The organism is Bacteroides sp. 11BF, assembly GCF_019633765.1.
Taxonomy (GTDB): Bacteria; Bacteroidota; Bacteroidia; order Bacteroidales; family Bacteroidaceae; genus Bacteroides; species Bacteroides hominis.
This window is the reverse complement of the sequence record NZ_JAFKPJ010000021.1, coordinates 14,768-35,255: the sequence shown is the minus strand read 5'-3', so window position 1 is coordinate 35,255 and position 20,488 is coordinate 14,768. Positions and strand designations below refer to the sequence as shown.

Annotated in this window: 12 protein-coding genes; 5 read left to right on the top strand and 7 right to left on the bottom strand. The window is 41.5% G+C overall.

All coding sequences use genetic code 11. The features are described from left to right. Nucleotides 1-509: 509 nt before the first annotated feature. From JZY04_RS18200 to JZY04_RS18175, 6 genes are all read right to left on the bottom strand, one after another. Nucleotides 510-1,820 carry a 6-bladed beta-propeller gene (locus tag JZY04_RS18200; RefSeq protein WP_220577440.1) on the bottom strand — a complete coding sequence of 437 codons (1,311 nt, stop codon included), beginning with the start codon at nucleotides 1,818-1,820 and terminating at the stop codon, nucleotides 510-512. 163 nt (nucleotides 1,821-1,983) lie between these two features. Further along, nucleotides 1,984-2,349, bottom strand: coding sequence for a LytTR family DNA-binding domain-containing protein (locus JZY04_RS18195; protein WP_022011222.1), 366 nt, complete (start codon nucleotides 2,347-2,349; stop codon nucleotides 1,984-1,986). A 341-nt stretch (nucleotides 2,350-2,690) separates the two neighbouring features. Continuing rightward, nucleotides 2,691-3,884 carry a 6-bladed beta-propeller gene (locus tag JZY04_RS18190; RefSeq protein WP_122142293.1) on the bottom strand — a complete coding sequence of 398 codons (1,194 nt, stop codon included), beginning with the start codon at nucleotides 3,882-3,884 and terminating at the stop codon, nucleotides 2,691-2,693. 832 nt (nucleotides 3,885-4,716) lie between these two features. Next, entirely contained in the window at nucleotides 4,717-5,853 is a 1,137-nt protein-coding gene (locus JZY04_RS18185; RefSeq protein ID WP_122142294.1) for a DUF4221 family protein, read from the bottom strand. Between the two features lie 20 nt (nucleotides 5,854-5,873). After that, on the bottom strand, nucleotides 5,874-7,001 hold the full coding sequence (locus JZY04_RS18180; protein WP_122142295.1) for a 6-bladed beta-propeller: 1,128 nt from the start codon (nucleotides 6,999-7,001) through the stop codon (nucleotides 5,874-5,876). Nucleotides 7,002-7,798: 797 nt separating this feature from the next. Further along, a complete protein-coding gene (locus JZY04_RS18175; protein WP_122142297.1) occupies nucleotides 7,799-9,457 on the bottom strand; it encodes a 6-bladed beta-propeller in 1,659 nt (552 codons plus the stop codon). 199 nt (nucleotides 9,458-9,656) lie between these two features. On the opposite strand from JZY04_RS18175, the gene JZY04_RS18170 reads away from it, so the two are divergent. The 5 genes from JZY04_RS18170 (at nucleotide 9,657) to JZY04_RS18150 (ending at nucleotide 18,551) form a co-directional block, all read left to right on the top strand. Next, the gene (locus JZY04_RS18170) at nucleotides 9,657-10,178 is read left to right on the top strand and encodes an NUDIX domain-containing protein (RefSeq protein WP_005822363.1); all 522 of its coding nucleotides are present in this window, start codon (nucleotides 9,657-9,659) and stop codon (nucleotides 10,176-10,178) included. Between the two features lie 39 nt (nucleotides 10,179-10,217). Beyond that, nucleotides 10,218-13,226, top strand: coding sequence for a tetratricopeptide repeat protein (locus JZY04_RS18165; RefSeq protein ID WP_032530941.1), 3,009 nt, complete (start codon nucleotides 10,218-10,220; stop codon nucleotides 13,224-13,226). A gap of 6 nt (nucleotides 13,227-13,232) precedes the next feature. Continuing rightward, a complete protein-coding gene (locus JZY04_RS18160) occupies nucleotides 13,233-14,936 on the top strand; it encodes a TonB-dependent receptor (protein WP_122142298.1) in 1,704 nt (567 codons plus the stop codon). A 120-nt stretch (nucleotides 14,937-15,056) separates the two neighbouring features. Further along, nucleotides 15,057-17,402: a type I DNA topoisomerase gene (gene topA, locus JZY04_RS18155; protein ID WP_122142299.1), complete on the top strand. Its 2,346-nt coding sequence runs from the start codon at nucleotides 15,057-15,059 to the stop codon at nucleotides 17,400-17,402. Between the two features lie 171 nt (nucleotides 17,403-17,573). After that, nucleotides 17,574-18,551: a DUF4842 domain-containing protein gene (locus JZY04_RS18150; RefSeq protein ID WP_032530943.1), complete on the top strand. Its 978-nt coding sequence runs from the start codon at nucleotides 17,574-17,576 to the stop codon at nucleotides 18,549-18,551. Between the two features lie 100 nt (nucleotides 18,552-18,651). On the opposite strand, the gene argS is transcribed toward JZY04_RS18150, so the two are convergent. Next, nucleotides 18,652-20,445, bottom strand: a complete 1,794-nt coding sequence (argS, locus tag JZY04_RS18145) for an arginine--tRNA ligase (RefSeq protein WP_032530971.1) — start codon at nucleotides 20,443-20,445, stop codon at nucleotides 18,652-18,654. Nucleotides 20,446-20,488: the final 43 nt, after the last annotated feature.

Sequence of the window (20,488 nt, the reverse complement as noted above, 5' to 3'; positions counted from 1 at the left end):
CCAGTTGGCTTTTTTGTGTCTTTAGATATTCCCCCGCAAATACGGTTTAACTGCTAAAATGAGAGAAATACACCCTGTTAGGGGGGGGACAGTTCCCCCATTATTCCAAACCAACATGCTCCCATCTGATTGATAAGTGAAACTATGTTACCGCCGTACTAAGTATACTTGCACGAACCGGCAATTTCACAAAATTATCCAACTGGACATACGAAATGCTATCTACCAATTCCTTCACTGAGATAGAGTCCTCTCTATCTAAAACACTTGTCATCTCAACAATCGGACAATCAGATGGCACCTAAACTAATAAATCTATTTTCTCTGAATGGAGAGAAGAGCAACCCATCAGATACGCCAATATACCCCAATACAAAACTAATCGAACTTTATCCATACCTATTTATATTTAAGCAAAAATATGAATAAAAAATCGGCTTCATTTACACTACCTATTTAATGAATAAAAAGGTGAATACGAGTACCCTAACTTCTCAATAATAATTCTTCTATTTTAAAGTTGCAATCATCAAAATCGGATTGCTATCCTCAGTCGCACTTTCCAAAACTCGGATTAGCTCCTTTTTCTTGGATTCATCTATTACAGTAGTTGATTTTATTTGGTCTATATCAATCCAGTTTTCATCACCACCGGGTTCTAATATATCTATCCAGTATTTACCGGAAGAACGGCTGTCAACAGTAAAATCACCTCCACCTAAATCATTATCTAACACAAAATCACGTTTCATTTGGCGCAAAGGAAAGCTAAACCAGGGCACATCACGCTCGGTTATTGCGCTTTGTCGCTTCTGCAATCTAACACTTCCATCTTTTTTATTATAGCAATAGGTATATACCTCCTCGCCTTTACTACCCACCAAATAAATGAAAGCTTTAGTCGGATAGTAGGACTTGATCGAAAAATAATCGAAAGCCTTTCTGTCTTTAAACCATAAATGAGTCGCTTCATAATCCCCTTTTTCTTCATCTGTAAAGATTGCATATTGAGGCAAAAGTTGGTTTGTCGCATCATCATAACAATAAATAGTATCAGTATCCGGATATTTAAGGGTCAATTGGGCATTATAAGTATCCATACTGGTTAGATATTCCCTCCAATAATTAACCATTCGGTCCATATTGGCACGGTTGGCTATAATCAGTTCTTCTTTACCTACATGTGCCGGATTTTTAAAATATTTCTTTTTTTGAAAGTCGTCGCTCAAAGAAACGAATGACCACAATAAATCTTTATCTATCGGCCTATACAATCCGAAATTTTGAGTAGCAAAGAATTTTTGATTATTCAAGATATATTGATCATACACAGAAGAAAACAATTGCAAAATTATTTGAATATCAACAATCTTTCTTTTAAAGTTTCCTTCAAAATCGTATGCTAAAACACCGTTAGTATTGGCTATAATATACACTTCTTTTTTATCTTCATCGACAAGAAAAGTTGAATAAGTGGTATATTCACCCGGACCCTGGCCGATGCTACCTATTTTATTAAGAAATTTTCCTGAACGGGAAAAACGATAAATATAGAATTCGCGTCCATGATCTATCCATATATTATGATCAGTTACTTGTATTCGTCTTATTTCACCTAACATAGATTGATCTGTCATTTCCAAAAGAACGATTTCCAATTTCTCCGCCACCTCACTCAAAAGAAGTGAAGGTACAGTCGATACATCCTCAGAAAGATTAATGACAGGTATTCCTGACTTGGATATAGGTCCTTGCTTCTTATTGGAACTGCATCCCAATAATACAAATACACCGATCAATAATAAGAACATGTGTTTCATAGCCACAATCAAATTAAGATTTATTGTTTGTGCATAAGGATCCCACTTACCCCATATTAGAAACGAGTATCTCCCTACATGATACTTTCACGGCTACAATATACTACATTTTCGTAGTATATAAAACTTTTTAGAATTTTTCTTCTATATATTCTTCTAAAGACTAAACTTGGATCGTGTCATTTTTTGCCATAAGGGTCCTTTTGAGTATAGCCACTTTACGAGTGCTAATCCTATATATTTTATTATTATCCATCTTTACATGATATACTCCATCCAGACATACAAGATCTGTAACATGTTCTATATTTACTATTATTCCCCTATTTATCAGAAGAAAATTTGCAGGCAATTTTTCCAGAACATCATGCAAACTTATCAAAAACAGAATACTACCTCTTCCTTCTATTTGTATCATACAATAAGGCTTGCCATATTCCACGGCAATCAAATCCTGATACAAACAATCCCCATACGATTTCTTATATGAAAACGTTATCTTACCTTCTCCAAACTCGATTTTATCCATGACTAACCGTTTTAAATTATATAACTCAAAAGAGACCTCCCTCCTTGGTTCAAAGTTAAATCATGGTAAACAAATTCGCAAGTTATAGACCCGGACAAATAAATCAAAAAAACTGGCCACAAACACCTGTATATAAACACAATACACATAATCCATTATAAAATACCCGGACAATGGCAAATCGTTCATGTCGGTTAAAATGCATTTCTCAGTGCTATATCAGTCTCTATCTACTAAAATCCTCACAAAGAATTATCAATTTTCCATTCAAATTACTGCCCCCAATAAACAATATCTGATGATGAATGTCTATTCCTCAAATTCTATAATTAATCAGCTTATTACTCCAGAATAACCACTACGGGATTGTCTTCTTCTTTACAATCCGTTTTCTTTTTTACCTCATCACACAATTCATCAGGTTGCAGAAGAGCTACAAAGCAACCATCAGAACTCACTCCTCTAATCCTGAAAGATTGACTACTAACTGTATCCAAAAGTTTATCTCCATGCATCAACACAACTTTATGATCAGCTTTATAATATAATCCACAAAAAGCCTGCCTGCTTTTTGTATAGAATCCTGTATGAAAATGAAAATAAATGTATTTCTCATTTTCCAAAATATAATCAAACATCATTTTCTTTTCACATCCATCTTCCTCTAACCGGTCTTGATATCGCCAATGCCAATCTCCCAGTTCAAAAATTAAATAGGGTTCAATTCCATTATCGGATAATGTATAAATTGTATCATTAAATGCTTGCTTTAACCTAATATCGTCTCCAAACCGCCATAAAGAAGGACTATTAATGGCTGTGTAATACTTCCCACCATTTGTAAATGAAGCCATTGTCAAATCACCACCATAAGATGCATAATCCCCTAAAAGCTCTGATACAGACTGCAAATCATCCATAGGAAGTAAATCTACCGGCAAACCTGTTATATCTTTAATATGGTTAGAGTCTTTGTCTATACAAAATAAGGGAGATGTCTGATTGGAAGTATAGAGTTTATTGTGCCCCCATAGTTTGCCATGCCCAATGCATAAATAACTTTGCTGCAAATTATAACGGATATTATTCTCTATTCCAATTCTATCTTTATAATTTCCTGATAAGTCATAAGATATTAAATCATTAGCCCAACCTAAAATATATATTATGTTTTGGTCATAATCAACCCAATAGTTTACTTTTCCCCAAGAGTCTTTAGCATATCCATGTGGGTCTGCTCCGACATGACCTATATCTCGAATAAATTTACCAGTAAATCGATCAAAGAGCTTCAGACATTGATTTACAGAAGATACAAGTATAAAATGATCAAGAACACATACATCGGGCATTTGCCCCACAAGAGTACTATCATTTGTTTCCAATACTACATATTTCACATCAGAAGATATTGTTTGTGCCGATATTTTCCCCAAAGAATTCATTGCTGCACACACATTTATCTTATTATCCAATTCATCCCCCTTCGCACAGGAACATAAAACACAAATAAAAACAACATATAATATTTTCATACATAATTCATTTTTAATACGTCAGTTATATCATAATCTTTCCTAAGGTAATAACAGCATTCCTTGAAATGACGACAAAAGTTGCTCGATATCCCTCAATAAGGCAAAAATAGTTCTGCATAAAAGGAGCAAAAGATTCAAAAGAAGTATCAGATTTCATGTATGCAAAATTTTAAACTACTATCAGTCTTAAATTGCGCATCTTCTGTTTATCTACTATATTTAAGGTTTGAAATTCATTTTTCAAAGATAAAAATTACATTTCATCAAGACAAATTTTAGTACAAGAACCTGCACATATCAAATTAAATATCAACCACATCAAGCACACACCGCAATAAATAAGCTGTAATCAATTAAGTATCAAACGAATCATTTACAAGGAAGCAAACCTAATTTATTCGTTTCATAAACCATTATTAATAAGAACATTTACATTACAAACGGTATCTTTACCTAAGCCCGCATACCCAGGCTCATCAGCCTACATACCCGGGCTCATCAGCCCGCATACCCGGGCCCATTAGCCCCCATACCCGGACTCAGATAAAGAAACAACCATTTCCACTAAAGATAGCAAGGAATACAAAATGCTTTTAAAGACTTAAACAGTTAAAAAACAAACATTATCTATTTATATATCAAGTCATTAAAACGAATATCCCTCCTAAAAAAGAGGGTGGAAGATGGAAGATAGAGGTGGAAGATAAATGGCCTTAAAACGGTATCTTCCACCCTATTAAACTACAGATAATCAATCGGTAATCTCAAAAAAGGTGGAAGATGGAAGATCGAAATGCACTTTTCGTATGAGAGGAGAAGATGGAAAGCCTTAATACTTCAATCCATAGAAGCACATATTGTTTTCACCTATCTTATCTCCTCCCGTATAAGGCAATAAAACCAATGAATCCGTAAAAGCCAGATCCGGATAAATTTTTGAACCGGCAGGAATCACGTATTCTGCACTATTCATCAGGTCAGTAGATATACACATGACAGAAAAAGGCTTGCCTGCTACTCCATGCCCATCCAATGGTCCCTGCTGAACTCGCCAGAATACGTCATGGTACGCATCATAGCACAATGGGAAATAATAACCGGTTTTCAGACATCCGAAACCGGGTTCCTCTTCGTTCATATCCGGTAAACGGAAAAAAGAATCTGTAAAGGTAGAAGGGAAATCATATTCTTTACTCTTCTTTGCCGACAAATCGTAAACATAAACTTTGGAAGATGCCGGAAAATTATAAATCAGCCAGTCTCCGTGAGGAAGTACATTGATGCAACTCAATAATTGCATGTCTCCCTCCTTCTTTATGATATCAGGACAATCTATTTCCACTTCATTCCGTATACTCCAATCATCGCACGAAATGACCAATACTTTCTTAGGATATTCTCCTGTAGCATCTTTCTCATAAGAATAAAGAGGTAATGCCACTACCCCCTTACTGGCATCAAATCCAAAGAAACTATACACACTAAAATAAATAGAAAGACCGGGTACGGCTATGCCATATCCATCTTCCTTAACCTGAGACAAATCATTCAGCAGTTTCTTAGACAATACTTTCCCGTCCTGACCAACGCGATACAAACCATTGGTAGTAAATATAATAAATGAATCCTTATAATAGCCAATCCCTTTGGGAGTAAGGATCTGATCCGGCCCCTCCTTAGCCAAAATTACTTGCCGCAAAGGCTGACAATCGGTCAGATTCAAAATATCAACAGAGTGAAGTTTACCATTATAAGCTACTAAACACTGTTTACCATCAATACGGGCTGATGTGGAATAACAAAAACTACCGGCGTAGCTCTGTAGATAATCGTCATTTACATCAAAAGCAAAAGCTTCCACCCTCTCAAGCGCGGACTTTACGGCTATTTTTTTCTCTCCACAAGCAGTGAAGCAAAGGATCAGCCCTAAAGTTAACACACTGATAAAAAAGTCTTTCTGTATCATATCGTTCGTTTTAGTCGTTATTATTTTAAAGTCGTTATGGATATCACCGGATTATCTCCCATACGTAATTGATTGACCAATGAATCCAATTCTTGCCTGCGGGATGGTAATAAAGCTTCCGGATAGCGTTCTGCCTTTTTTGCATAGGAAACAGCATGAGCGTTTATCAACTGATTACCAAAACCTATACCGGAAAAGATAAAATCAAAACCTCCGGATAAGTCATCCTTTACAATTACATTCGAAAACGTCCTTTGATCTTTATCATACAAACCTGTGAAATTGTTATTCCTTAAAATATAGGAAACGAATAAGTAGTGATCCGATTCAAACACTTGCTGAACAGAAATAGCCTGATAACGATTCTTTGGATCAGCTTCATTGACAGAAACATTGATCTCATAACCTGAACAATCAAACTGCCAGGCAACCGTCTTTTCTCCCTGTCCATCTATCCTATAAATAAGATTCTCAAATGCAGGTTTAAAATAAACAGCTCCCTGATAATTGTACATCAAATCGCGAGTAGACATCAGAGCTTTATAAGACTTATATTTCTCAACATAGCCTTGCCACACTTTTAACTCCTTACCGATTTCGTCTGTCAGAAAGAGTTGTAACGGATTATCCCGATCTATGTAAAACCGGCTATCACTATAAAGGATATGCCCTTTATCAAATACCGCACAGGCATCGCCATTGAGATGCGGAACCGGTATACGTTTTATAAATTTTCCATTCAGATCATAGCAGACCAGTATTCTTATATCATGTACATATACTCTTTTCTCCGAATAATCATAAGAGAACGACAGTCCCACAAGATAATTCTCCGTCTTTTGACCATACTCACCAATCCGGTTGAGTAACTTCCCGTTCTTATCGAAACGAAAATAATTTCTCATCTGCCGGTCATATACCAGAATATCATCTCCGGTATAGATGATGCGATATTCATCGCACAAGAAAAAGTCATCCGTTGTTTCCAAAGAAATAAAGTGAATATCGGAAGCTATTTCGCTAAGCATTATCACCTTGGGTTCATGGGTAATGGCTTCCGAAAGATTCAGTACTACAGTGTCGGTCTGTTGGGCAAAGCCCGGCAATAATCCCCAAAGCGTCAAGAAAAGACATATATACTTTTTCATAATCCTGCCTGTTTATTAAATATAAGGTTCGGAATCGGTTCTTCAAAAATAGGAAATATATTTGAAAGGAACAAACTTCCGCACTAAAAAATGAAGATGTATTGATATGTTTATCAGACTTATACGAATATATCGTAGAATCCCCACTGATAACCAGACAAATATTGAACAATTCGTTAATGGGAAAAGCATATTCAGTTGCAGAACTTTATACGGAGAAATACACAATGTCAGAGAATCTATCATTTTTATGACGAAAAATTGGAGTTACAAGATTTCTGCTAACCGGACTTTTCTATTGAAAACGAGAAACAGAAAGGAAAATGAATAAAAAAAGAAGAAGTATACAACAAAAATGGATAAATCCGGAAAAACAGCATAATCATGCAAACAGGATATGAACAAACAGGATATGGTAAGTTAACTTCATGGAAGGAGTAAGTTAACTTACCTCCGGTAGAAAGTTAATTCTTTGTCAGCAGAAAGTTAACTTCCTTAAAACGGAGGATAAATCACTGATAAAATTTTGGAAAAAAAATGCCGGTCGCATACTAAAAGAAGAAGAAGTTCAAATAGACAATAGAAAGCAAACAACAAGCATAGAAGACAATTGGACAGATAAAGCAAGGCATACCAACCACAAATTGATACAAATCAGCGAAAGTCTATGATATAGACAAATACAAAAGCCAAATGCAGCGCAAAAAATGCGCTGCATTAATTTCCATCCGGATTTATACGGTTACAGACAGAGTTTACCGAACAAATTGTAAATTTGACAAAATGAAACTAACTCGTCATTTAGGAGGAAAATCGACTATAACAACGAAATTACTTCTGACCGACACCCCCTGATCTGACATTCCGGGTGACAATTTAGCTTGCCGGATCAGTCTTAAAGCTTCTTCATCCAATTCCTTCAGGCCACAAGTTCCCTTCCCCTTGTTCTTCATAGCCCCGCTCTGAGGGTCGAGATCCCATCCATAACTGATGCCTACACCGCTAATTGTTCCGTCTTTTTCTGCGATGCCATGCACAAGAACACGCTTACCCTTTTTCGGGTCCCAATCTTTATATTTATTATGAGTACGGAAATAATTAATCGCATCAGGAAGTTCAGCTGAATAAGGAGATGCACTCCACACTGTATCCGCCTCTGAAGCTACTCCGGGCTGAACGGCAGTCTTTATCAATTCTTCTTTTGCCGGTTGTTGTTTTTGTGTCGGTTCTTCCTGAACCGGAATAGCAGAAAGTATCAGACCTTCTCCTTTTGACTTAAGCTTACCAACCAGAATGTAGTTATTATCGTCAACGGAAATTGAATTCTTTAATTTTGTAAGTCGATCTGATTCTTCTTTAGAAAAACGTTCGGGTTTGGCAAGAACCTTTTCCAATTCATCAATCAAATCTCCCGGATCGAGATTCATCAGAAAACGTCCGTCCTGAAAGCAATCGTACGGATACTCGACCGGAATACCTCCAAGTTCATCAATCACCAATGTACAATAAGTCCCTTTCAGGCTATATTTATCTATCAGGATATTCATTGGAGGCATACCCTGCCCATTAACCACCTCTGTTATGATGTTGACCCAATAATGTCCGGGAAACTCCGTATATGTATGCTTGGGAATATCCTGAGTCCCGAAATTGGCGGTAAAAACAGGAACCAAACGATTTTCTTTCGCATCATAGTGATACAAAGAGTCTTGTACGGCAGACCAATTAAAGATGAAAAAGTCAAAAGAACCCGCATTCCGATTACTGCTCACTTCATTGCTGTAATCATCATAAGTATAATAAGGAGTCGAACTGATGGACTGCAACACATTTCCTTTGAGATCTTGTTGCCAAAGCACAAGCTCATTTTCCAAATCCCGGAAAGGTAAGATACCCATAGTCAATCGATTCTTTTTCGTATCTACCCGGAACACTCCCTTAGGAATTCTGGCAGGCAAAGGTATCGGAGGAAGTAAATTTCCATCCAAATCAAAAACCAATAGTTGATTCGAGGTCCACGGAAGCATATAAATCCGATTATTCACTTCATCAATCTGAGCATCATAAATATTGGTATACTCACCGGGACCTTGCCCAAGTCCGCCAATCTGATGCAGGAAAGTCCCATTCTTATCAAATAACTTATAGGGCATCAAATAACTTCCCAGAAGCATGTACCGATCAGAGACCACCATATATCCGGGCTTGACTAATGCCGTATCCCGGGTTTCAAGCTTGATAATCTCCAGGCCATCTACCAGCTGACTAAGCCGTATCTGCATGGTATCTTTTATTAGCCCGACGTCCAACACCATTATACTGTCAATACCGACCTGTTTCCAAGTGCCCACCAAAGGACAATCATCCAGAGATTTCTCATCAGATGTTTTTATTCCCGAACAAGAAGCATGCAAAAGAAGTACTCCGCAAAATAAAAGAAAATGAAGTGATTTCATAGTTTGTGTATTAATGAATAAATCAATGACAAAGGTAGATAAAGAAAAAAGAAAAAAAGAAAAAGGAAGCGGACATTATAGCAGCCATTTTCCATTCATTATCAACATCTTATATTAAAACACATGTAATACTGACGGACATATCACCTGAAACTGCTTCTTTTTCATTATTTTTGCCCGTACAAAAACAATGAGAAGGATGGAACACCCACTTAACCAATTCAAATACTGTCCGAAATGTGGTTCAGCCCATTTTGAGATTCACAACGAGAAGTCCAAACAATGTACCGATTGCGGGTTCGTTTATTATTTCAACCCGTCATCGGCTACAGTGGCACTGATTCTGAATGAGCAAGACGAGTTACTGGTATGTCGTCGTGCCAAAGAACCGGCTAAAGACACGCTGGACCTTCCGGGCGGTTTCATCGACATGAACGAAACGGGTGAAGAAGGAGTGGCTCGGGAAGTAGAAGAGGAAACCGGACTAAAAGTGAAAAAGGCAACCTACCTGTTTTCACTTCCGAACATTTATATCTATTCCGGGTTTCCTGTACATACGCTCGACATGTTTTTCCTTTGCCAAGTGGAAAACACAAGTCACTTTGAGGCAATGGATGATGTAGCAGACTCGTTTTTCGTCCCATTGAACCAAATTAATCCCGAAGAGTTCGGACTCGGCTCTATCAAAAAAGGGTTAAAAAGATTCCTGAAAGAGAGGTAAAATACATAAAAACAAGTACTTTTGTCAAAACTCTGAATTATGAAAAAAAAGATATCACGATTGATATGTGCCGTGGCATGTTGTGTGCCTGTCGCTCTGCAGGCACAAACCAGCGAGAAAATAACGTCTCCCGTAAATCTGTATAAAGAAGGGAAAGAGCTGTTTCTGCAAAAGAACTATGCAGCCGCTATGCCTCCCCTACGCACATTCGTCCGCCAGAAAGCGGATGTGAACCTGAAAGAAGAGGCTGAATACATGTTGGTATGCTCGGCATATGAATTGAAAGACCGCAATGCCATCGCACAACTGCGCAGCTATCTGGATACCTATCCGGACACTCCTCACGCCAACCGGATTTATGCACTGATAGCTTCCGCTTATTTTTACCAGGGGAACTATGACGAAGCACTTGCCCTGTTCAACTCTTCACGTCTCGACCTGCTGGGCAATGAAGAACGGGACGACATGACCTACCAGTTGGCTACCTGCTACCTGAAAGTAGGCAATGTCAAAGAAGCGGCCATCTGGTTCGAAACCCTGAAAGCAAGCAGTCCCAAGTATGCGAATGACTGCTCATACTATATCTCATACATCCGATACACGCAGAAACGGTACGATGAAGCACTGAAAGGCTTTCTCCCATTACAGGATGACGCTAAATACAAAGCCCTGGTACCCTATTACATTGCTGAAATCTATGCCATCAAGAAGAACTATGACAAGGCTCAGATCGTGGCCCAGAATTACCTGTCTGCCTATCCGCAAAACGAACACGCCGCTGAAATGTACCGGATTCTGGGAGATGCATATTATCATTTCGGAGATTATCACAAGGCGGTCACTTCTTTCCGAAATTATCTGGAAAAAGAAAATGCACCCCGAAGAGATGCACTCTATATGCTGGGCCTGTCTTATTTCCAGACCGGTGTTTTCTCTAAAGCTGCCGAAACACTTGGAGAAGTCACTACCGAAAACGACGCGTTGACACAGAATGCTTACTTGCATATGGGACTTGCCTATCTGCATCTGGCTGAAAAGAACAAAGCACGCATGGCATTCGAACAGGCTGCCGCTTCGAACGCAAATCCGAAGATTAAAGAACAAGCTGCCTACAATTATGCGTTATGTATCCACGAAACATCTTATTCGGCTTTCGGAGAATCGGTGACTGTCTTTGAAAAATTCCTCAATGAATTCCCCACCTCCGAATATGCCGAGATGGTAAGCAGCTATCTGGTAGAGGTATATATGAATACGCGGAGCTATGAAGCGGCACTGAAGTCAATCGACCGTATCGCCCACCCCGGCAAACGTATTCTGGAAGCCAAACAGCGTATTTTATTCCAACTGGGTACACAAGCATTTGCCAACACGCAATTCGAACAGTCCATCGGCTACTTCGACCGCTCACTCGGACTCGGACAATACAACCGGCAGACCAAAGCAGACGCCCTCTACTGGAGGGGCGAAGCATACTATCGCCTGAACCGGATGGAAGAAGCTAAACGTAACTTCACCGATTATCTGCAACTGACTCAACAGACCAATAACGAAATGTATGCCCTGGCACATTATAACTTAGGCTATATCGCATTTCATCAAAAAGATTATGTACAAGCACAAAACTGGTTCCGAAAATACATCAGCCTGGAGAAAGGAGAAAATAAAACGGCACTGGCCGATGCCTACAACCGCATCGGTGACTGCTACCTGGATGTACGTAACTTCGATGAAGCCAAACACTATTATTCACAGGCAGAAGCAATGAATACTCCCTCGGGAGATTATTCATTCTACCAACTCGCACTGGTATCGGGACTGCAAAAAGACTATTCAGGCAAAATCACCTGGCTGAACCGCCTGGCAGGTAAATATCCCGCTTCACCCTATGCCATCAGTGCTCTGTACGAAAAAGGACGTTCTTATGTCCTGATGGATAATAACCAACAGGCCATCACCTCTTTCAAGGAGTTATTGGCCAAATATCCCGAAAGCCCAGTCAGCCGCAAGGCAGCAGCGGAAATCGGTTTGCTCTACTACCAGAATGAAGATTATAACCAGGCCATTGACGCTTATAAACAGGTAGTACAGAAATATCCGGGAAGCGACGAAGCCCGCCTGGCCATGCGCGACCTGAAGTCGATCTATGTAGACATGAACCGCATCGACGAATTTGCCGCACTGGCTTCGGCCATGCCGGGCAACATCCGCTTCGATGCCAGCGAACAGGATTCACTGACCTACATGGCAGCTGAGAAGATTTATATGCGCGGACGGGTGGAACAGGCTAAAGAAAGCTTCGGAAAGTATCTGCAAACTTTCCCGGACGGAGCATTCGGACTGAATGCCCACTATTATCTCTGCCTGATAGGTAAAGAACAGAAAAATTATGATATGATTCTGGAACACTCGGGCAAGTTGCTTGAATATCCGGACAATCCGTTCTCGGAAGAAGCACTGATTATGCGTGCGGAAGTTCAGTTCAACAAAGTGCAGTTTGCCGATGCATTGGCAAGTTACAAAATGCTGAAAGAGAAAGCAACCACTGCCGAACGAAGATTGCTTGCTGAAACGGGTATGCTCCGTGCAGCTTATTTGCTGAAAGACGATACGGAAACCATCCATGCGGCAACGGCCTTGCTATCCGAAGCCAAACTGAGTCCTGAACTCAAGAATGAAGCTTTGTATTATCGGGCAAAGGCTTACCTGAACCAGAAAGGAGATAAGGCAGCCATGGCAGATTTAAAAGAGTTGGCCAAAGATACACGCAACCTGTATGGTGCGGAAGCAAAATTCCTGGTTGCACAAGAGCTGTACAACACGCAGAATTATGCAGCCGCAGAGAAAGAGTTGCTGAACTTCATCGACCAAAGCACACCACATGCCTACTGGCTGGCACGCGGGTTCATCCTCCTGTCGGATGTATACGTAGCTATGGATAAAAAGCTGGATGCCCGCCAGTACTTACTGAGCCTGCAACAGAATTACCATGCTGACGATGATATCGAGAATATGATTGAAAGCAGACTGAACAACCTTAATAAGTAACAGAGTATGAAATATAACAATTATATCCTTTTAGGAATTGCTTTTACCGCGCTGCCTGTTTCGATACTGGCTCAGACGCAACCCAAAGATACGACTGTAAACCGCACCGTAGTGGTAGAGCAGCAATATAACCCGGACATAATGGATGCTTCCAAAGTAAATGTCCTCCCTAAAGTAGAAGAGCCTACTGTCAGTAAAAAAGAGGTGGAATATGCTACATTCACTACGCCCGCCACTTCAATTCCGATGGGGACAATAGGAGCTTACACCGGCAAGGAAATACAACCGGGCTTCATTCCGGGATACGTCCGTCTGGGATACGGTAATTATGGCAATCTGGATATTTTGGCCAATTACCTGTTCCGGCTCTCGGATCAGGACAAACTGAACGTAAACTTCAAGATGGACGGAATGGACGGAAAGTTAGATATGCCTTTCGGTGATACCCGAAAATGGAATGCCTTCTATTACCGCACAAGGGCAAACGTAGATTATGTTCACCAATTTGCCAAACTGGATTTGAACGTAGCCGGTAATTTCGGCCTGAGCAACTTCAATTACGAACCCTACGGATTCAAGAAGCAGAAGTTTACTTCCGGTGATGTGCACTTCGGAGTGAAATCGACTGACGAGACCCTACCGCTGCAATACCGGGCGGAGACCAACCTGATGTTATACGGACGCCAACAATGTCAGCTCTTCGGAGGAGTAAACGAAACGCTGATACGCACCTTGGCAACCGTAAGCGGTTCAATCAGCGACGAGCAGACAGTAGCTATCGGATTTGCGATGAACAATCTGATCTACGGGAACGAACTGAAAGAAAATAAAGACCAGATAAAGAATATTTTCAAGAGCCGTACAACGCTTGATCTGAATCCCTACTACGAATTGAATGATGACAGTTGGAGAGTACATGTCGGAGCCAACGTAGACCTCTCTTTCGGAAATGGAAAAGCAGTACGTGTCTCTCCGGACGTAAAAGCTCAATATGTGTTCTCCGACAGTTACGTACTATACGCCAAAGCAACCGGAGGCAGACAGTTGAATGATTTCCGCCGATTGGAGACTTACAATCCATACCTCGATCCGGGACAGGAAGTCAGAGACACTTATGAGCAACTGAATGCCGGATTAGGATTCAAAGCCAGTCCGACACCGGGCCTCTGGTTCGATATATTCGGCGGATACCAGAATCTGAAAGATGATTTGTACCAGTCGGCAGACCAATGGATTGGTGGAAGCGGAGCAAATTATATCGCTTTGGGACAAACCAATACGGATAACTTTTACGCAGGCATCAAAGCCAGCTACGAATACAAGGACCTATTCGCCCTATCGGCAGGAGGAACCTATTATCACTGGGATACGGACAACAAAGGAACCGATTCGGGAGCTTCCAGCTACGATGAAGCATTGTTGATGAAACCGGAGTTTGATTTTGGTATTCATGCAGAAGTTCATCCGATACCCGCACTCTGGCTAAACGCAGGCTACCAATATACCCGCAGAGCCGAACGATACAGCGTAGCTTACGGGAAAAGTATTCCTGCCGTCAGCAATCTGAGCTTGGGAGCTACATATAAAATTTTCAAGGGAATCTCGGCATATGTAAAGGCTGACAATTTGCTGAATAAGAAATATCAGTACTACTTGTATTATCCGGTTGAGGGAATCAATTTTGTAGGAGGACTGAGCTTCCAGTTTTAAAAGATTCTTATAAAAAAGGTCTTTTTTTGCAAAAAATATCAGATTCTCTCTATATTATAAGGTAAAGAAAACGTTTTTTTCTACTTTTGCGGGCAATTTATATGTTTTAATATCACAGATATGCAGAAAAACCTTGTCATTGTCGAATCTCCAGCAAAAGCAAAAACGATTGAAAAGTTTCTTGGGAAAGATTTTAAAGTTCTCTCAAGTTACGGACATATTCGCGACCTGAAGAAAAAAGAATTTTCTATCGATATAGAAAAGAATTTCAAACCCAAATATGAAATACCGGAAGAGAAACAAGAGCTGGTCGATAAACTGAAAGAGGAAGCAAGCAAAGCGGAAACCGTATGGCTCGCATCCGATGAGGACCGTGAAGGAGAAGCTATTTCATGGCACCTTTACGAGGTACTGAAACTGAAACCTGAAAATACGAAGCGTATCGTTTTTCACGAAATCACCAAAACAGCCATACTGAAGGCTATCGAACAGCCGCGCGACATTGACATAAACCTGGTGAACGCTCAGCAGGCCCGCCGCATCTTAGACCGCATCGTAGGTTTCGAACTTTCACCTGTGCTGTGGAAGAAAGTGAAACCGGCGCTCTCTGCAGGCCGGGTACAATCGGTAGCAGTACGACTGATTGTAGAACGCGAACGCGAGATACAGGCTTTCAAAAGTGAAGCCTCATACCGTGTCACTGCGGTTTTCCTGGTACCGGATGCCGATGGTAAACTGGTAGAGATGAAAGCGGAGCTGGCTCGTCGCCTGAAGACGAAAAAGGAAGCCCAAAAGTTCCTCGAGTCATGCAAAGCTGCCACATTCTCCATTGAAGATATCGTAACCCGCCCGGTAAAGAAAAGTCCGGCGGCTCCCTTCACGACTTCTACCTTGCAACAGGAAGCAGCCCGCAAACTCGGGTTCACTGTAGCACAGACCATGATGGTTGCCCAGAAACTTTATGAATCGGGATTGATCACTTATATGCGTACCGACTCGGTCAACCTGTCGGAATACGCCACAGAAGGCAGCAAGGCCGCCATCGCACAGATGATGGGTGAACAGTATGTGCATCCCCGCCACTTTGCTACAAAAACCAAGGGTGCTCAGGAAGCGCACGAAGCCATTCGTCCGACTTATATGGAAAACCAGACTGTCGAAGGATCGGCGCAGGAAAGAAAGCTATACGACCTGATCTGGAAGCGTACCATAGCCTCACAAATGGCAGACGCCGAATTGGAGAAAACAACGGCAACCATTGGTATCAGTAGCGGAAGCGACAAATTCACCGCTACTGGAGAAGTTATTAAATTCGATGGTTTTCTGCGCGTATACAAAGAGTCGTATGACGATGATAACGAACAGGAAGACGAGAGCCACCTGCTGCCTCCCCTGAAAAAAGGACAGATACTGGAACATCAGGGCATTGTAGCTACCGAACGCTTCACACAACGCCCCTCGCGTTACACTGAAGCCAGCCTGGTGCGCAAACTGGAAGAATTGGGAATCGGACGTCCGTCAACTTACGCACCGACTATCTCCACCATCCAACAACGCGAATATGTAGAGAAGGGCGATAAAACCGGAGAAGAACGTTCATTCGACATACTGACTCTGAAGGATGATCAAATTACAGATGTCAAACACACGGAAGTTGTCGGGGCGGAGAAATCGAAACTGTTGCCGACCGACATCGGTACTGTAGTAAATGACTTTCTTACCGAATATTTCCCCAACATCCTGGATTATAACTTCACAGCTAACGTAGAAAAGCAATTCGACGAAATAGCCGAAGGTGATAAAAAATGGACAAGCATCATGAAGGACTTCTACAAGGAGTTCCATCCGTCAGTGGAAACGACACTGGCTACTAAAACCGAACATAAGGTAGGCGAACGTATCTTGGGAGAAGAACCTAAAACCGGAAAAACCGTATCGGTAAAAATCGGACGCTTCGGTCCCGTTGTACAGATCGGCACAGCCGACGATACGGACAAACCCCGCTTCGCACAGATGAAGAAAGGGCAGTCCATGGAGACCATCACACTGGAAGAAGCACTGGATTTATTCAAATTGCCGCGCAAAGTAGGAGAATTTGAAGAAAAAACCGTAACCATCGGTACAGGACGTTTCGGACCTTATGTATACCATGACTCTAAATATGTGTCTTTGCCCAAAACCTACGATCCGCTGGAAGTTACATTGGACGAAGCTATCGAACTGATTCTGGGCAAGCGCGAAGCAGAAGCGAAAAAGCACATCAAAAAATTCGATGAAGATCCGGAAATGGAAATCCTTAACGGCAGGTATGGCCCATACATTACTTATAAAGGAAGTAACTATAAAATCCCGAAAGATGTAGTACCGGCCGACCTGAATTACAAGACTTGTCTGGAAATCATTAAACTGCAAAGCGAAAAGGCAGAAAGCGCTCCGAAACGCGGACGCTATGCCAAGAAGAAATAGCCATACTCAAGGCTCCCCGATTAAAAAGCACGGATGATACAGAATCTGCCAACTTTCCCGAGAAGTGTGCAGCATCTGTATCATTTGTGTTTTTTTTATTTTCCCAACTATTATTCAGCAAGTTATCACTTTTATTGCATATCTTTGCCGGACAAACAAAACAAACAATCTATGAAGAAAGTCATTTTAGCAGTTGCCTCTATTGCATTGTGGGCTTCCTGCATCGAAGACGAGAAAGATTATTCTCAGATTATTGAAACACGTGTGGCAAACTGCGAAACCTCTCAGGATTTCGACGTGCCTATCAAAGAAGGGTATACGACCTTTGTGACTTACGGAGAAGACACCATAGCCGTAGCCAATGAACCCATCACCATCCGTATACCTAAAAATACGGCAGTTTCGACCCGTGCGGGAGATGGGATCAACATTAGTTATGATGTTCTAAAAGAAGGTGCCGAGACCACTTACGCCAAGACCTGGCAGGCAGTCATGTTTGAAGATACGCAAAACGGTGATTATGATTACAATGACTTAATCATTCACGTACAAAACACTGCAAGCAATCACGCTTACCAACACCCTGACGAAACCTGGCAAAGCATAAAAATCCAACCGATTGCTTTAGGAAGTATTAAAACGATAAAATTGGGATGCATCTTGTCCGATGGTTCCGAACATATTATCAGTAATGACGTAAGGACTGATTTGTTTTCAGGAAAACAGGGATTCATCAATACGGTTGACGACAATACTCCCATACGTTATAGGCTCTCCTCAACCAATATACAAAACTATGCTTTCGCCAAAACAGAACAAAAAGCAGCATGGGTAGCCTGGTTTATCGAAGTAGACGGAAAACGGATGTACGCTGCCAGTTCAGATATCGATTACAAAGTATACGATATGGTAAATAAGGAGAATATGCCTTACGGCCTTGCCGTAGCGAGTGGTAACGGTACGTTCAGTTATCCGCAGGAAAAGAACAGTCTTTTTGAGACTTACCCCGGTTTTAGCGACTGGATAAACGGAAAAGCAAGTTCCATCGGCAGCTTCCAAAAGGAACTCGTTTACAAATATTGTTCCGGTGGCATCATAAGCGAAGATGGCAAGTCACATAAAATCTGGGACTATCAGGATCTGCAATAATTTCTCCGGAACTTATGAGGCAAATACGACTACGGGATTCCTTTAGCAGTTGTTCTGACTAAAGAAATCCCGTAGTTTCTATTTTTATTCAAAGAATATCTTACATTCTGTCCGGTACTTCAATGCCCAGCAATCCCATTCCCAAACGGACAACCTTGGCAATATTGGCAGACAGAGCGACACGGAACAGTTTCACGTCTTCATTCTCTTCACGCAGGATACTGAAGTCATGATAGAACTGATTGTATTCTTTCACCAAATCGTAAACGTAGTTGGCGATACCTGACGGGCTATAGTCTTCACCGGCCTGACGCACTACTGCGGCAAAGTCGGCAACCATCTGAATCAATCCCTCCTCTTTCTCACTCAGCTCGATATTGGCCGGAAGCACTTGCGGAATCACAATGCCTGCTTCGGCTGCTTTACGCAGAACGGACTGGATACGTGCATAAGTATACTGGATAAAAGGACCTGTATTACCGTTAAAGTCAATAGATTCCTTCGGGTTGAAGGTCATGTTCTTACGGGCATCCACTTTAAGGATAAAGTATTTCAGTGCTCCCAGTCCGACGATACGTGCAATGTCGTCTGCCTCTTCCTGTGTCAGCCCGTCCAACTTGCCCAATTCCTGAGAAGTTTCCTTGGCTGTCGCAATCATTTCCGCCATCAGGTCGTCAGCATCTACCACCGTACCCTCACGCGACTTCATCTTGCCTTCAGGCAGTTCCACCATACCATAAGAGAAATGTACCAGGCTCTTGCCCCACTCAAATCCGAGCTTATCAAGCAAGATGGACAATACCTGGAAGTGATAGTTCTGTTCGTTTCCTACCACATAAATCATCTTATTAATAGGATAGTCGGCAAAACGCAATTTGGCCGTACCAATGTCCTGAGTCATGTATACCGAGGTTCCGTCTCCACGAAGCAGCAGTTTATGATCCAATCCTTCCGCCGTCAGGTCAGCCCAGACCGAGCCATCTTCTTTCTTAAAGAAGAAACCCTTTTCAAGACCTTCCATCACTTTCTCTTTGCCTTCCAGGTATGTATTGGATTCATAATAGATTTTATCGAAGCCCACTCCCATCTTACGGTAGGTTTCATCAAAGCCTTCGTATACCCAGTTATTCATCATCTGCCAGAGTGCACGCACTTCTGGATCACCCGCCTCCCATTTCACCAACATCTCACGCGCTTCATTCATCAGCGGAGAGGCTGCCTCGGCTTCTTCCTTGGTCATACCTTTCTCCATCAACTCCGCTACCTCGGCTTTATAGTGCTTGTCGAAAGCGACGTAATAATCGCCTACCAGATGGTCGCCTTTTTTACCCGACGACTCGGGTGTTTCACCATTGCCATACTTCTGCCATGCCAGCATCGACTTGCAGATATGGATACCACGGTCGTTGACGATATTGGTTTTGACTACCTTATTTCCGTTCGCCATGACGATATTGGCCAGTGCATTACCCAACAGGTTATTGCGCACATGGCCCAGATGAAGAGGTTTATTGGTATTGGGTGACGAATATTCAATCATTACCAGCGGAGCATTTTCATCCGCTGAGACAATGCCGTATTGTGCATCGGCATGAATCTCATTCAACAGTTCGATCCAGGCAGCCGACGCGATGGTCAGATTCAGGAAGCCCTTGATCACATTGAAAGCTGCTACAGCCGGTTCATTGGCTTTCAGATACTCACCGATTTCCTGTGCGGTTTGCTCCGGGCCCTTCTTCGACATTCTCAGGAAAGGGAATACCACAAGGGTGAGGTGTCCTTCAAACTCTTTCTTTGTCTTTTGCAACTGCACTTGCGCAGCAGGCACATCCTGTCCGTAAAGCGCTTTGAGTCCGCTGATTACGGACGCCACAAGTTTATCTTCTATCTTCATATCCAAGTTATTATTCTGCGCGCAAAGATACAAAAAAAGGAGA